Annotated in this window: 9 protein-coding genes; 7 read left to right on the forward strand and 2 right to left on the reverse strand. The window is 64.3% G+C overall.

The annotated features are described in order from the left end of the window. Nucleotides 1-58: 58 nt before the first annotated feature. The 7 genes from ABEL04_RS13195 to ABEL04_RS13225 all read left to right on the forward strand — a co-directional run bounded on the left by ABEL04_RS13195 (nucleotide 59) and on the right by ABEL04_RS13225 (nucleotide 11,561). The gene (locus tag ABEL04_RS13195; protein ID WP_375802858.1) at nucleotides 59-1,498 is read left to right on the forward strand and encodes a hypothetical protein; all 1,440 of its coding nucleotides are present in this window, start codon (nucleotides 59-61) and stop codon (nucleotides 1,496-1,498) included. 9 nt (nucleotides 1,499-1,507) lie between these two features. After that, nucleotides 1,508-3,556, forward strand: coding sequence for a multiheme c-type cytochrome (locus tag ABEL04_RS13200; RefSeq protein WP_375802859.1), 2,049 nt, complete (start codon nucleotides 1,508-1,510; stop codon nucleotides 3,554-3,556). 193 nt (nucleotides 3,557-3,749) lie between these two features. Beyond that, entirely contained in the window at nucleotides 3,750-5,426 is a 1,677-nt protein-coding gene (locus ABEL04_RS13205) for a cyclic nucleotide-binding domain-containing protein (protein WP_375802860.1), read from the forward strand. Continuing rightward, nucleotides 5,423-6,283 carry a hypothetical protein gene (locus ABEL04_RS13210; RefSeq protein WP_375802861.1) on the forward strand — a complete coding sequence of 287 codons (861 nt, stop codon included), beginning with the start codon at nucleotides 5,423-5,425 and terminating at the stop codon, nucleotides 6,281-6,283. The genes ABEL04_RS13205 and ABEL04_RS13210 overlap by 4 nt, the downstream gene beginning before the upstream one ends. After that, on the forward strand, nucleotides 6,283-7,842 hold the full coding sequence (locus ABEL04_RS13215) for a hypothetical protein (RefSeq protein ID WP_375802862.1): 1,560 nt from the start codon (nucleotides 6,283-6,285) through the stop codon (nucleotides 7,840-7,842). Before ABEL04_RS13210 ends, ABEL04_RS13215 begins: the two co-directional genes overlap by 1 nt. Nucleotides 7,843-7,967: 125 nt before the next feature. Further along, nucleotides 7,968-9,197, forward strand: coding sequence for an FHA domain-containing protein (locus ABEL04_RS13220; RefSeq protein WP_375802863.1), 1,230 nt, complete (start codon nucleotides 7,968-7,970; stop codon nucleotides 9,195-9,197). A 27-nt stretch (nucleotides 9,198-9,224) separates the two neighbouring features. Further along, complete coding sequence (locus tag ABEL04_RS13225; RefSeq protein WP_375802864.1) at nucleotides 9,225-11,561, forward strand: FAD-dependent oxidoreductase; 2,337 nt, start codon at nucleotides 9,225-9,227, stop codon at nucleotides 11,559-11,561. A gap of 13 nt (nucleotides 11,562-11,574) precedes the next feature. On the opposite strand, the gene ABEL04_RS13230 is transcribed toward ABEL04_RS13225, so the two are convergent. Together ABEL04_RS13230 and ABEL04_RS13235 are read right to left on the reverse strand one after the other, a co-directional pair. Next, nucleotides 11,575-12,732, reverse strand: a complete 1,158-nt coding sequence (locus tag ABEL04_RS13230; RefSeq protein ID WP_375802865.1) for a hypothetical protein — start codon at nucleotides 12,730-12,732, stop codon at nucleotides 11,575-11,577. Nucleotides 12,733-12,797: 65 nt separating this feature from the next. Further along, a partial coding sequence (locus tag ABEL04_RS13235; RefSeq protein ID WP_375802866.1) for an Ig-like domain-containing protein occupies nucleotides 12,798-15,203 on the reverse strand: 2,406 nt, incomplete at its 5' end.

Raw genomic sequence — 15,203 nt, forward strand, 5'->3', positions numbered from 1 at the left:
AGCGCGTAGGCGCGTTCCCGGCCCGTCTTCGGCTCTGACGCTTCGGCTCTCTTCAATGATGATTACGTCTCGACGCCTCCTTGTTGCGCTGTTGGTGCTGGTGACCGGACTCTGCCTCGAGCCTGCGAGCGCCTGGGCCCAGACGAAAAAGGGGCACGGGAAGTCCAAGAGCCTCCGGCTTTCGGACAAACCGATCCCGCTGGCCGACGTGCCACAGCGCCCCGATCCCATCCTCGAACTCGGCGAACCGTTTCTGGGCCCTGGACCGCTGGACCAGGGCTTCCAGCTTCCCACCGGTGCGGTCTGGCAGCCCCAGTTCCTGGTGTATGGCACCTGGCGCAGCGGCGTACAGGGCTTCACGCAGCGCGGAACGGACGTGGTAGAAGCCGCCACCCGCTTCGATCTCTTCGGCAATCTGTACCTGACCCAGACTGAGCGTATCCTCGTCGGCCTCCGCCCTTTTGATGACGATGGACGGTTCACCCGATACACGATCCACGCGGACTCCACGCTTCCTGGGGAGCAGAGCGGTTTTGACCAGGAACTGAACGCCGACATCCGGACGCTCTTCTTTACGGGGGATTTCGGGGAGCTCTTTCCGATCTTAGATCCGGACGATAGCGGCTCCTGGGACATCTACTTCTCCGTGGGGCGACAGCCGCTTCGCTTCCAGGAGGGCCTCCTCATCAACGAGAGTGCCATCGACATGGTGGGCCTAACGAAGATCAACTTGAGGGTCGCCGAGCTCGTCAACACGCGGGTCACGGGCGTCTACGGGTGGGGCGACGTCGATCGCCTCAATCGGGGCGACAAGTCGGCAAAGCTCTTTGGGCTGTTCACCGAAACCGACACCCGCGAGCGAACCATCCAGCTAGACGCCATTGCCGTGATGTCGGACAGCGCGCGCGGCGACGGCATCTACGCAGGCCTAAGCAGCACGCGGCGCATCGGGCATTGGAACAACACAATCCGCATTCTTGGCTCCTATCCCCTCGGCGACGAGACCCCTTTCAACCGGCAGGGCCTTCTGATCCACAACCAGCTTGGGACGACGCCCCCCGGGCACTCGCACAACTGGGTGTACATCAACCTCTTCGGTGCGATCGGGAGATATCGCTCGGCGGCGCGCAGCCCCGCGACCGGAGGCCCCCTCGGGCAGACCGGCGTGCTGTTTGCCGCCGTCGGGCTCGGGCGCTTCGGGGCCGCCCTGGGCAACCGGGCCGACAACGCCGTGGGGGGAAGCGTGGGTTACCAAATGTTTTTCGATGACCACCGCAAGCAGCTCGTGTTGGAAGGGGGCGGCCGCTACACCTACGACAAGCAGCACGCCCTGGGCGGTCGGGATGCCGCAGCCGTCGGTGCGCGCTATCAGATGGCCCTTGGGCGACGCTTTGTGCTTGAGCTGAGCGGCTTTGGGAGCTACACGCTCAGCACGCTTCCCGACGATGTCTCCGCTCTGGACGGGGGCGCGCGCTTCGAGGTGACGGTTCAGCTGTAGGGTTCCGCCATGCGTCTTCCCGTACCGACCTCTCGCATTTGGCCACTGGTCGCCGCGGGGCCCCTTTGCGTCCTGGGGGTGGGGGTGGCTGTGGCGATGCTCATGCCGCAGGAGGAAGACGACCTCTCCGATTCGCCCTACCTGCGCATCGATCCGGAGAAGATCCTGATCCGGCAGGAGAATCCGCGCGTTCCGTGTGGGCAGTGCCACACCTTGGAGTATCAGGTCTGGAAAAAGACGGAGCACGCCACGGGCTACAGCCAGCTGCACCGCTCCGAGCAGGCGCAGAATATTCTGGACCGCATGGGCTTCCGGACCGCCCGACGCAACACCCTCTGTCTGCGGTGTCACTATACGGCCAAGATCAAGGAAGGCGAGCCCCGGGCGGTGGCCGGGGTCTCCTGTGAAAGCTGCCACGGCGCCGCGCGCGACTGGATCGACATCCACAACAACTACGGCCAATACACACACGAGACCGAGCCGAAGGCGCACCGGAAGAACCGCATCCGCCGGAGCGTCAAGAACGGGATGCTGCGGCCGTCCGGCAACCTCTACGCCGTCGCTGCCAACTGCTTCGAGTGCCACACCGTGCCGCAGGAGAAGCTCATCAACACCGGCGGCCACCCCAGCGGAAGCAACTTCGAGCTGGTGGCCTGGACGGACAGCATCCGGCACAACTTCCTGGAGGCCCAGTGGAGCGACGACCGCACGAACGACAAGCGGTCCCCCGAGCGCAAGCGCATAATGTACGTCATCGGGCGGGCTCTGGACTACGAATACAGCATCCGGGGATTGGCAAAGGCCGGTAGCCCCAGCATCTACGCGAAGGCCATGGAGGACCGCATCAAGTCGGCCCATAACGAACTGCGTAAGATCCTCCACCTGGTCGACATTTCCGAGATCAAGCAGATCATCGAGGTCGGGAATCGGACAGACTTCGCGCCGGGCAACAAGGAGGAGCTGGTGGCGGCCGCAGACACGATGCGCATGCTGTCCAAGCAATTTGAGGACGAGTATGACGGCAGCACCCTCGAGGAGATCGATCCATTGATTGCTGGCGAGGACGTAAAGCTGCCGTCGCCCTCTTCTTTTGGCCCCACCACGGAGACGGACACGAGCGCCGAGGACACCACGCAGTCCGACCAGCCGCCCTCAACGAAAATTAAGACCTCGGAGAAGTCCCTTCCGGAGCTGCCCGGCGAGGTGCAGTCGCGCCCGGCCTGGTTTCCCGAGAGCGAGTTTGAGGTGAAAGGCCCGCAAGGCTGCAGCTGCCACATCGACCAGCGGAAGTGGTGGAATAAGGACGCGCACTACACCTCCGCTGATCCGCTGCTCAACGAAAGCCGCAAGGCGGTCCAAATTGCCACGCTCTACGGCCTCAGTCCATCCCAGATGAAGCGCGGCGACACTATGTGCATGAACTGCCACGGCACGGCGCTTTCCGGACAAGAGAGCTCGCAGGTCTTTCATGGCGTGAGCTGCGAGAGCTGCCACGGGCCCGGCGGCGAGTACGCCGGCACGGACGCCCATGAGAACTACGCCGATGGGGCCTCGCTAGGCATGAAGCGGCTGGACATGGCGAGCGTGCGTGCTCAGAACTGTGCCCGCTGCCACCACATCACCGACAAGCGTCTGCTGGCCGCCGGGCACCCCACCGGGCAGGGCTTCACGCTGAGCGAGCGCAACGAGCGCATCAAGCACTGGGACAACTCCGACGCGCTATCCGCCAGCGCGCTCGACGATGCCTTCCGCCAGATCGTAGGCTCCCGCCCCATTCCGGAGGTCGAGGTGGTCGAGCCCCCCAAGCTGGCGACCTCGGACGGGGCTTCGGAGCCGTCCCAACCCTCCGCCGATGAGGAAGCGTCCGCCCAGCCTGCACCGCCGCCCCAGACCCGCACGCGACCGGCGGCCCGCTCCGCCGTTCCGCCGCCCCGTAGCGTACCCTCCTTCACGCTGCCCGCGTTCCCGGAGGTCAGCGACAGCACCTCTGTGGACAGCTTGCTGCTTCTCCTGAAGCAACGGCTGGAACTGCTGCACCAAAAGGTGGAGGGCAACTAATCTGCACTGTTCATCCAATGCCTAGAACAGGACAAGTACTTGCCTCGGGACCTGCGTGAGACGTGGTGCGCGACCCGGGATCGAGACTCAAGCAGGATTCTCACGCCTCACGTTCATGAGCGGATCGGTGCCACATAGGACGCGATCCGGCGAACCCCACGTTTGATTTTCTGAACAGGAAGCAATCGTTGATATGAGTGCCACTGACACGAGCGAGCGCCGCCGCGAGCTCTACGCCGATCGATGGTCCGGCTTCGGCGAAAGTGCGGGGGTAAAGCGGATCTACGACAAGCCCACCGTCGAGCAGCTCCAGCAAATGGAGCTCTTCCGGGAGTACGACGCGTCGTTCCTGGAGCGTCAGACCCAGGACCTCGCGTTCGTCGAGTGGGAGCCCGACGCCACGCTTTTCGAGGAGGGGAGCTACCTGGACCTTGCCTTCTTCATTGTCGAGGGGGAGGTGGAGCTGTTTCTGGAGGAGCACGAGCGGCAGAAGCAGCGGTCGGGCACCCGGACGGAGCCCATTTTCGATTTCACAAGCATGCTCGGATCCGAAGAGGAGTCCTCCGACCCGGAAGCGACGTCTTCGGGCGACACGATGCTGGCGTCAAACCTCTTCGAGCAACAGGTGGTGCAAAAAAAGGAGGAGGACAGCACGCCCGAGACGACGCTTCTGGCGACGATGGATTTTAACCTGCCGTACGGGGAGCGCAAGCGCCTGGGCCCGGGTGAGATCTTCGGCGAGATTGGGGCCCTCAACGGGTGGCCGCAGTCTGTAACGGCCCGCACGGCGACCCCCTGCACGCTTCTACAAATTCGGCTGCCGGCCTTGCGGGCGCTCAAGAAAAAGTCGGATGCCTTCAAGGAGTGGGTGGACACCACCTACCGGGAGCGGGAGCTGCACAGCCAGCTCCGGGCGACCCCGCTCTTTTCGGACGTCGATCCGGACATTCTCGACACGCTGGCTGAGCGCGTCGAGCTCGTGTCGTGTGAGCCAGACGAGGTGCTCGCCGAGCAAGGCGGGACCCCCGATGCGCTCTATCTCGTGCGGTCGGGGTTTCTCAAGCTGACGACGCAGCCCGGGGACGAACCGCTCACGGTCTCCTATCTTAGCAAGGGAATGACGCTAGGGGAGGTCGAACTACTGATCGATGAGCTGGACGGCTGGCGCTACACCGTGACGTCCGTCGAGTACTCCGAGTTGGTGCGCATCAGTCGCGCCGATCTGCGCGCTCTCCTGGAGGCGCACCCGACCGTTGGGGAGCGGCTGTGGCGCGCCGCGGTGGAACGAGTCAAGGAAACCGGCTATGCCCAGAAGCACCCCGAGAAGGGCGAACTCCTCGAATTCGGCCTCGAACGAGGGCTGGTAGAGGGCAACAGCATGCTGGTGATCGACCTGGACGTGTGTACCCGCTGCGACGACTGCGTGCGGGGCTGCGCGGAAACGCACGGCGGCCGCCCCCGCTTCGTCCGGGAGGGCGAGAAGTACGAGAACTTCCTCGTCACGCGGGCCTGCATCCACTGCGAGGATCCGGTCTGTCTTGTCGGCTGTCCCACGGGCGCCATCCACCGGACGGACGTCGGGGAGGTGGTCGACATCGACGACGACCTGTGCATCGGATGCGGCAACTGCGCCGACAAGTGTCCCTACGACGCGATCACGATGCACGACACGGGCGAGACCTGGCCCGACGATGCCCTGCCCTCCTACCTGCAGGGCCGCGACCGGGAGGTGGCCAGCAAGTGCGACCTGTGCTACGAGTCAGAGTCCGGGCCGGCCTGCGTGAACAACTGTCCCCACTCCTGCGCCTTCCGGGTTGGCAGCATGGACGAGTTTCAAGAGCTTATGGACGTAGAGCACGCAACACCATGAAAAAGACGGCGGTCTACCAGCGCAAGCGCAAGCAGGCGTCGCGCTGGTACAACAAACTGATCAAGTCGCCCGCCTGGCTGCTCGCCTTCGGCGTCGCGGTCGTAGCGTGCCTGGGGACGTACGCGGCGAATGCGATCCTCGGGCCCGTGGCCCCGAACACCACGTGGGGATGGGGCTACGGAATTGCCGCCACAGTCCTCTTCGTGGGCACCATGGCCTATCCCCTGCGCCGCCGCCTGATGCGCTTTCGGCCCGGGCGCACGTTTCACTACCTGCAGTTCCACCTCTACGCCGGCACCCTCTTCCTGCTTCTCATGTTCATGCACACCGGATTTCAGCTGCCGGAGGGCGTGCTGACCTGGTGGCTCTGGTTCTTCAGCCTGTGGATCGTCCTGAGCGGCATTCTCGGGGTGGGGCTGCAAAAGTGGATTCCCACGCTGCTGGCCTCCGGCCTGGACGTGGAGATCAACTACGATCGCATTCCGGAGCTCACCGAAGAACTCCGTGAGCGGGCCGACGATCTGGCGTCCGAGAGTGCCCCAGAGATTCGCCGATTTTACCGGCGGAAGCTGGCCGATGTCCTGGAGGCCCCTCGCTTTCGCCCGCTCTACTTTCTCGACGTGACGGGCGGACGAATGGCCCACGGACGCCAGTTCGATCACCTGCGCAGCGTGCTTCCGGCCGAGCAGAAGGAAAATCTGGACGACCTCGAGCAAATTCTCCGCACGAAGCGCCAGATTGACGCCCACTACACGTTGCAGACCCCGCTGCGCTGGTGGCTGTACCTCCATCTGCCGGTGGGGCTGCTGCTCATCGTGCTGATCGGTCTCCACATTTTCACGGTGCTGTATTACTGATGGCGGACAAACGCAAGAAAGGCTATTTTGGCGACGGGCTGCTTCCGGTGGCCAAGAGCTATTTGTACCCCAGTGCCCGCACGGGCGCGGTGTGGGCCGGCGTGCTGGCGATGCTCCTGATCTTCGGGATCTTTTTCTACGACGTGCAGGGCCGGCAGGGCGCGCTCGTATCCAATGGGCCGCTGTCTACCCATCACGCGACGTTCGGGAAAGATTGCTCGACGTGCCACAATTCTTTTCAGGGAGTCACGAATGAAAAGTGTGGGACCTGCCACGAGAAATACGGCAGGAAACTCGGGCGCTTCTCCTTCGAGATGCACTACCTGTACCGCACCACGGACTTCTCGCGGCTGCAGTCGTCCCCCAACGAGCAGCCGTGTGCCACATGTCACACCGAGCACCAGGGGCGGAACGCGTCGCTCACGGACGTTTCCGACGAGCAGTGCACGACGTGCCACAAGTTCGGCTCCTTCAACACGGGTCACCCGCAGTTTGAGTTTGCCCGCGACTCCCTCCAGGACCGCGGCAACCTTGCGTTCCCCCACACTGTGCACGTCAACCAGGTCATGGAGGAGGAGGATCTGGTGGACGTGCAGAAGAGCTGCCTGTACTGTCACAACGCGGAGGAGAGCGGGAAAGGCTTTAAGCCCATCGACTTCGAAGAGCACTGCGGGTCCTGTCACCTTACAGCCAACACGGCAACGCCCTGGCTACAGACAACGGACAATCTCTCGTCGTCGCCGGGCGTGCTCAGCCTGCAGACCATCCGCGCACAGTCGGAACCCGGCACGCGCTGGGCCTACTTCTCCAATCTGAATGAGTACGAGTCCCGGGCCGGACGGGTGCGCAAGCGCCCGCTCTACCACAAGGATCAGTGGATTATGGAGAACCTGAAGCAGCTGCGTGAGGTGCTGTATCCGTCCGCCGAGCTGGCGTCGCTACTTAAGGCGTCGGCAGACGTGCCGCCCCGCAAGGCGAAAAAGCTGTACAAGGAGGCCCTCGGCACACTTCGCAAATACGCCGAGGAGCTGCGCGCCCAGCCCTCACAGAAGGTACAGCAGGAACTGCGCCGGGTCGAGAAACTGCTGGACATGATTAAACAGCGGCTTGAGGATCCGCTGGCCCCGGTGGACGAGACCCAGTTTGTCCTCAGCCCGGCCGAGCTGAATCCGGATCTGAGCAAGGAGCAGGTGGCGTCCTACCGCAAGACGATCGACAAGCTGACGCAGCCCTGTCAGACGTGCCACCGTGTCGAAAATGCGGCCATCGCCCGGGTGCAAAAAGATCAGGACAAGCTGGTCCGCGCCGAGTTTAACCACGGAGACCACATCATCCACACCAACTGCCTCGACTGCCACAACCAGATTCCCATCCGGAAGCACGCGGCTCGGGACACCCGGGCTCCGACATCGAAGGATCGGGCGGCCATCTTCAACCTGCCCACCATCGAGAAGTGTCAATCCTGCCACTCGAACGGGAACGCCCCTACCACCTGCGTGTCCTGCCACGTCTTCCACCCCAACAAGGAACGGTCCAATCTGCTTCGCTACGCACAGTAGACCGACGACCCTGGACGCGGAGATCTTTTTTTCGCGGCTCGCCGTCTTCCGTCTCGACGAACGCAGCGTGCGGGGCGCAACGGAGTTAGTCATGTGTGACAAGCACCAATCATGAGGGGTCTCAAATGAGTGCTCGCCTCTTTTGCAAGACCGGAGCACTTTCCGGCTCGGAATACCACATCGGTGAGGACGCGACAATTGGGCGGGGGGCGGAGAACGACATCACGCTGCCCCCCGACGCCGTTTCCGGACAGCACGCCCGCATCTTCTTCGACGACGACGAAGGCTGCTACGTGCTGGAAGATCTCGACAGCAGCAACGGCACGCAGCTCGACGACACGGAGGTGATCGCCCCCGTTCCGCTGAAGGACCTCCACGTCATCACGTTTGCCCGGGAATTGGACTTTATCTTCTTGGCCGCCAGCGAAACGGCCGCTGCCTCGTCTGCAGAAGGGGCGAAAACCCAACTCGGAGCGGCGCCGGAGCCCCCCTCCACCCTCCCAGGCGAGGATGCACCGAAGGGGGAGCGTACGCGTATCGGGCAGGGGCCTGGCGCACCGCCGGGGCTCTCTGACGAGGAATCCACGCCCGAGGTCGGAGAGGAAGACACGACCGAGGAGGATCGCACCCAGTTTGGCGAGTCGCCGCCGGAGATTCCCGATCTTTCCGACGAAGAGGAGCCGGAAGAAGGCGAGTCGGAGGGGGAGCGCACGCGCCGCATGGAAGAGACGCCCGGCGGGCTGCCGGACCTTCCCGACGAGGAGCCCACGTCCGAGCCCGAAGAGGAGGACCCGACCGAGGAGGAGGGGCGTACCCGGTTCGGCGAGTCTCCGCCGGAGCTTCCCGATCTTTCCGAGGAGGATGCGCCGGAGGACAAGCGCACGCGCATCGGCGGCATGGGGGAACCGCCCTCTGAGCTTCCTCCCGAGGAGCCGGAGGGGGACGAGAGCGACGAGGACGAGCATACGCAGAGGGGAGCGGATGCACCCGTCCTTCCTAATTTCCCCGAGGGCGAACCGTCTGCCGAGAAGGATCCGGCCGACGAGGCCTCGCCGCAGTACGCCCTGCAGGTGATCCTGGAAGGCACTCCCCAGGGCACGCATTCCCTGCCGGAAGGCGAGGTGCTGATCGGTCGCTCGTCGGACTGCGACATACAGATCGAGGACCCCGGCGTGTCGCGTCAGCATGCCCGGCTCATCGTGAAGCCGGGAGAGGTCGTCGTGGAGGACGTAGGCAGCAAGAACTTTACCTTCGTCAATGAAGAGCGGCTTACCGGACCGACTCCCCTTTCGCCGGGTGCTGAGATTCAGTTCGGCCTCCAGGCGAAAGCCCTCCTGCAGCGCACATCAGCCTGACGATTTTTCGTTGACCAAGCCAGTCCTATGAGTACCGAAGTCTTGCCCGACGGCACATTCAAGCTGCGCGATTCTGTCGAACTGCCCGACGTGCTGGACATGCTCATCGTGGGGGGCGGGCCCGCCGGCACCGCCGCGGCGTTCCGCGCCAAGGAGCTGGGCCTCGATGCGCTCGTCATCGACTACGACGACCTCATGAAGCGCATCCGCGACTACGCCAAGGACAAGCTCATTCTTCCGCACTTCGGCGGCGGGGACAAGATGAAGTTTCCCGAGGGGGACGAGCTCATCAGTTGCCTTCACTTCGACCCCATCGACAAGGACGACATGTGCGAGAAGTGGAAGGGGTTCTACCGCGAGTACAACGTGCCGGCCAAGGTTGGCGTGGAGCTCACGGACGCCGAGCCGCGGGACGAGGGAGGGTGGGAGGCCGTGACCTGGAACCACAAGACCAAGGAGGAAGAGCGCTATCTTACGCGTCACTTGGTGATTGCAATGGGCCGCGGCGTGCCCCGCCGGTTCGACATTCCCGGCAATACGGACGGGATCGCCCACCGCCTGGACGATCCCGAAAACTACGTGGGGCCTCCAACCTGCGTCATCGGAGGGGGCACCTCGGCCGCCGAGGCCGTCATCGCGGTCTCCAACGCAAAGGAGGAGGCCGACGACGACTGCCCGGTGTACTGGTCGTACCGCGGCGAGCAGATGCCGAAGGTATCGAAGGCCCTTTCGGAGGAGTTCTTCGACGCCTACGTGCGAAACGGCAACATCCGCTACCTGCCGAACAGTGAGCCGGAACTCGTGTCGACCGGGCCGGACCGCAACGAGTTCCTCTCCCTCCGCATCGATCGAAAGGAGTTGGAGGGCCGTCCCATCGAGAAGTCCCATCTGGAGTTTCCCAAGGAGCATTGCATCGCCTGCATCGGGGAGGACATCCCCGAAGACTTTCTCAACTCGCTGGGCGTGCACATGGTTAAAGGCGGGCCGAAGAACAAGAAGCGGATGGCCGTGACGCCGCTTCTGGAAACCGAGCAGCCCAACCTGTACCTCATCGGCGACATTCTGAGCCAGGCCTACCTGGAGACGGACGACTTCGACGCCGATCCGGACACGTATCAGGAAATCAAGCACCGGGGCAACATCAAGTCGGCCCTCCGCGATGGCGTGTTCATCGCCGAGGTCGTCAAGCAAAAGGTGGAGGGCAGGCAGACGATTCAGGTCGACCTCACCTTTGCCGACGAGGAGGACGACGAGGACGTAGAGGGGCCCGAGGAGGAGTCCGCCTCGTTCGTGAAGACGATGGTAGGGGGGGAGTCCCCGACCGAAGAAGACGGGTCGGAGGACCGCAGCGTCGAGACGGAGGAGGCCGTGCTGGTACGCATCACGCCCGGCGGCGTGGAGGAAGAAGAGTTCTCCCTTCGCACGGAGGGGGCCACCACGATCGGACGCACGGAAGGCGATCTGACCTTTCCCGAGGACAATCGCCTGTCGAGTCCGCACGCCTCCGTCACCCATACGCCGGACGGCTACGTCCTGCGCGACGACGGCAGCAGCACGGGCACCTTTCTAAAGTTGCAGCCCGGGGACCGCACCGAGATGTCGTCCGGAGACTTGCTGCAGGTGGGGCGCCAGTTCCTGGTCTTCGGTCGTGAGGACGGACGGCCCCACATCGTACAGTACGACCAGACGGGACAGAAGGTGGACCGCTACGTGCTCTCCGAAGGCTCTTTCATCCTGGGCCGCCAGGCGCCGGACATCGTTCTCGATCCGGACGACAAAATCCTTTCGCGCCGGCATCTGGCCGTGGAAGTCCTCGAGGACGGCACCGTGACGGCCCGCGACCTCGACAGCCTGAATGGCTCGTTTCTCCGCGTACGGGAGGGCATGACGATTGAGCACGACGATGTCTTCCGGGTCGGCCAGCAGCTGTTTCGGCTCAGTCTGGAAGAGGTCACGCCGGCCAGCTCTACGGTCTTCCGCATGGAGCCGGACGAGGCTGAGCCCGAGGAGGAAGCCGCGGACGAAGAGGTTGCTCCCTCCGACGGGGAGGCGGAAGCTCCCACGGAACCGTCCGTCACCGTTCAGCCGGACGGCACGACGGTGCCGGTCGAAGACGGGCAGACGGTCCTCGACGCGATCAAAGGGGAGGGCCTCGTGGAGTACGAATGCGAGTCGGGGTTTTGCGGGATGGACGCCCTGCGGGTCGTGTCGGGCGGCGAGCACCTGAGTGCCCCGGGCGATCAGGAGGAGGACACCCTGGAGACGCTGTGCGACCTGGAGCCGGGCAACGAGCCGGGGCAGTGTCGCCTGGCGTGCATGGCCGAGGCCACCGGCCCGGTGGTCGTGGAACGGGCCGATGAATAGACCGGTCAGGGACTCAGAGACGGGCCCTGAGCCCAATTCCGCCCTCGATTCCTGTGATGCTTCCCATCGTGTACTCGGCGCTGGGCACGACTACAACCCCTTCCACGATCTCCAATCGGGGTTCGACACCGGCGGTCCCCAGCGTTTTGCGTTCGAACGACGAGGTTTCCTCGTACCAGCGCCCCGCCGCCGATACTTGCAGGTCGACTCGGTCCGTCAATTGGATTCTGTATCGCCCCCGGACCCCACCCTGAGCGGGAAGCACCTGGAGCGTCCGATCCGCACCGGTGCGGGGGGGCAAGGTGCTCTTCTCACGCTGCTGGTAGCGGCCGACGACCCGTATCGTGTACCGCTCCGTCTTTCGGAGATATTGCAGGCGCACAGAAATCTGATTGCCCACGTTAAATCGGTCGACGCCTCCTACGGTGTCGGTTCCGTACAGGAAATACGACACGTCCGCGGAAAGCGCCGAGGCTGGACTTAGGCGAATGTCGATGCCGCCGGTGAGGCGCCCTTCTTCGCCCGGATCGTATTCGGCCTGCTGGTCGACTGTCGGGCTGTAGCTCCCGTGATACCGAAACAACCCCCCAATCCCCACGACCACCGACTCGGTCACCGGCACGGCCCACGTGACCCCGGTGCCGGCCCCGAGGCCCTGTCCAAAGCTCGGCACACGAAACGGGTAGAAGTTCCGGCTCAGGAGCCGAGCCACGTCGAATTCGCCCTGCGTTAGCTCCTTCTTCCCAACCGGGGCATTGATGCTCGCGCTGGCAATGATACTTCCGTCCCCGACAGGCCAGGTGTAGCTGAGGGCAGCCCGCACGTCGCTAAGCCCCGAGAGGGTCGTCAGGTTGTCCCCGGTGGCGGAGGCCCCACTGCCCCGGATGCTCACCTGCCAGCGCTCCAGGAAAGGCACCACCGCCACGACCGGGACGCTCCATTGCGTGAGCGTGCGCCCCTCGTCTTCAAACCGCTGGTAGGTCGGCTGAAGGCGGATGCGAACTGGCCGCTCCCGACTGGTGAGCGCATTCGCAGCACTGGTCCTCGCCTGTCCCCTCGCAGAAAAAGTGCCGCTCCCCACTGCTCCCCAGAGGAGAAGCCCGACCGCCACGATCAGAGTCCGACTGGCGGGCAAGTGCTGGCGAATAGCGGGGAGATGTAAGCGGCACATGGCAAGAAGCATTGTTCCGCGAAAAGGATCATGGATTGTCCACTATGCCCGCTGGGGGCAGGGGCTTAGTGGATCACCGAGATACGCTGGGTGGCCGACATCGACTCGGTTTTCAGCCTCACGAGATAGACCCCGCTGGCCACCTTGGCCGCATTCCAGCGAACCGTATGGTACCCCGCCTCTTGCCGGCCATCGGCGAGGGTTTTTATCGTTCGGCCCAACAGATCGTACACCCGAACTTCCACCCGCTGGGCCTCCTTCAGGTGGTAGTCAACCGACACGGCCCCCCGCGAAGGATTCGGATAGACCGCCCGCAGGCCAGTGCGCTCCGGCTGAATGCTCTCCGACTTCGCCTCCGCAAAGCGTTCGGTTCCTACGATGAGCCGCAGATGCCGCACGGGTTGCTTGCCGGTGAGCCGAAGCGTGAAGGTTCCATTCTCCCCAACCGGGATCGGCCGCCCGGTGTCCCGGTCCAGCAGGTGGCGCTCGAAGTCTTGGGGCACGTCCCCTCGGACCTGCAGGCGCCCCCATACCGTGTGTGGCTTGCTTCCGGCCCCCGAGGCTGACACCTTCAGGTCCCATGTCTGTCCCTTCGAGGATGGAGGCCGAAGACTTCCGGCCAGCTGCATTGGGCGGCCGCTGGACGTCTCCTCCACCACGACGAGCCGCAGATCTTCGTCGCTGATCGGGGGGGGCTCGGCGACGTCCTCGGTCCGGACCCCGGAGTGACCGGCTTCGGCTACCCCCACCACATTCTGGACGTCCCGCAGATCCGGTGCTCCTGCCCGCTTCAGCCGGGCATTCAGTCGCAGGGCGTAGGTCGGCCGCACGTCGAACATCGACTCGTCGCCAAACAGCGGGTTCTTGCCGGAGGCGTACCCTCTTCCTCCCTCCTGAGCAGCCCCCACGCCGGTCTCCTGCGGAGGAACCGAGATCTGCACCGCCGACCCGCCGGGATTGCACACCCAGTAGCCCGTCCAGGGCTCAAGCACCTCCACCCCGAAGTTCAGGGAGTCTGTCGTCGTCGGATCGTAGGCTACAGGAGACATCACCGACCCGCTCCCCTCGACCTCCGACCAGGCGACTGGGTAGGGACGCGGGTTGGCCACCTGCGAGCAGCCGGGCGGAAGTTCGATTGGGAGGGGGGCGGCCGGGACCGAGCGGCCCGGTCCGACGTCAAAGGTTGAGCGTCCCTCCCGGGTCTGGCCGGACCGTGTGATGAGCCAGTAGGCACGGCCGGGCACCAGCTCGCCCTCACCCGACCTGGACGCGTGTTCCTCGGTGGTAATTTCCTTGTATTCGTCCGCCTGCGGGCTCCAGCGCAGGAGCCGCCACTCGGACCGGTCAACCCTTCCAAAGTCGTCGCGGAGTTGGGCAAGGGCCCTGGTCGTATCCAGGCGCACCGGCACCGAGATCATGCGGTACCGGTCCGGGGCGAGCGTTACACCTGCCCGCATACGGCGTGTCCGGACCGGCACGCTCTGTGGGACCTCGGGCGGCGCCGTCGTCGTGGTGGTTCCGTCCGAGAGACGGACGTAGTACTGTAGGCCCCGTTTGGTCACTGCCGACCCCGGAACGGTTCCCTCGTAGGCCGACTGGCCGGTTGGCTCTAGCCCTGTCGACTGGAAGTCCTGCCTTCCCACCTTCCGGTAAAAGAGCCGCCGCTCGGTAGGCGTAAACGCCTCGGACACCGTCACTTTTACGGTTAGGGGCTCTCCGGAGTCGGGCACTTTCGGGGTCCGCTTGACGCTCTGAATAGGGGCCAGCACGTCTATCGTCACCGTGGCCTCGTTCGACCTGGCTCCGTCGTCGTCCTCGACCGTGTAGGCGTAGCTGTCTGTACCGGTAAAGCCGGCGTCGGGGGTGTAGGTAATCGTTCCGTCACTGTTTGCGGACGCCGACCCGTTGGAGGGGTTGGTCTGGACTTGCACCGTCGAGGCATTTAGTCGTCCGTCCGGATCCGAATCGTTGGCCAGCACGTCTGTCGTGACCGGCTGGCTCTCGATCGTCTGGTTGCTGTCGTCCGAAGCGGTGGGCCGTGCGTTCACTGCAATCATCACCTCCGCTTGATCGGTCCCTCCCCTCCCGTCGGCTGCCTCGTAGGTGAACGCATCCGCCCCAGCAAAATCCTGGTCGGGCGTGTACTCGAACGATCCGTCCCCCTCCAGCGTGACCGTTCCGCTGGTCCCTCCCGACACCAGCGAGGCACGTAGGGAGTCCCCATCCGGGTCGCTGTCGTTGTCGAGCACGCCGGGGGCCGAGACCGATAGCGTCTGGTTCCTGTTCGTTCGGAACGAATCGGCGGAAGCGACTGGAGGGTCGTTCCGCGGCTCCACGGTGATGGTCACCGAGGCGGTGTCGGCCGCGCTGCTGTCGTCGGCGGCCTCGTACTCGAAGCTATCGGTGCCGTTGAAGCCTGCGTCCGGGTCGTACGTGAAGGAGCCGTCGGCGTCGAGAGTGAGGCTGCCGCT

Origin of the sequence: Salinibacter sp. (genome assembly GCF_042218895.1) — a bacterium.
In the GTDB taxonomy this organism is placed as follows: Bacteria; Bacteroidota; Rhodothermia; order Rhodothermales; family Salinibacteraceae; genus Salinibacter.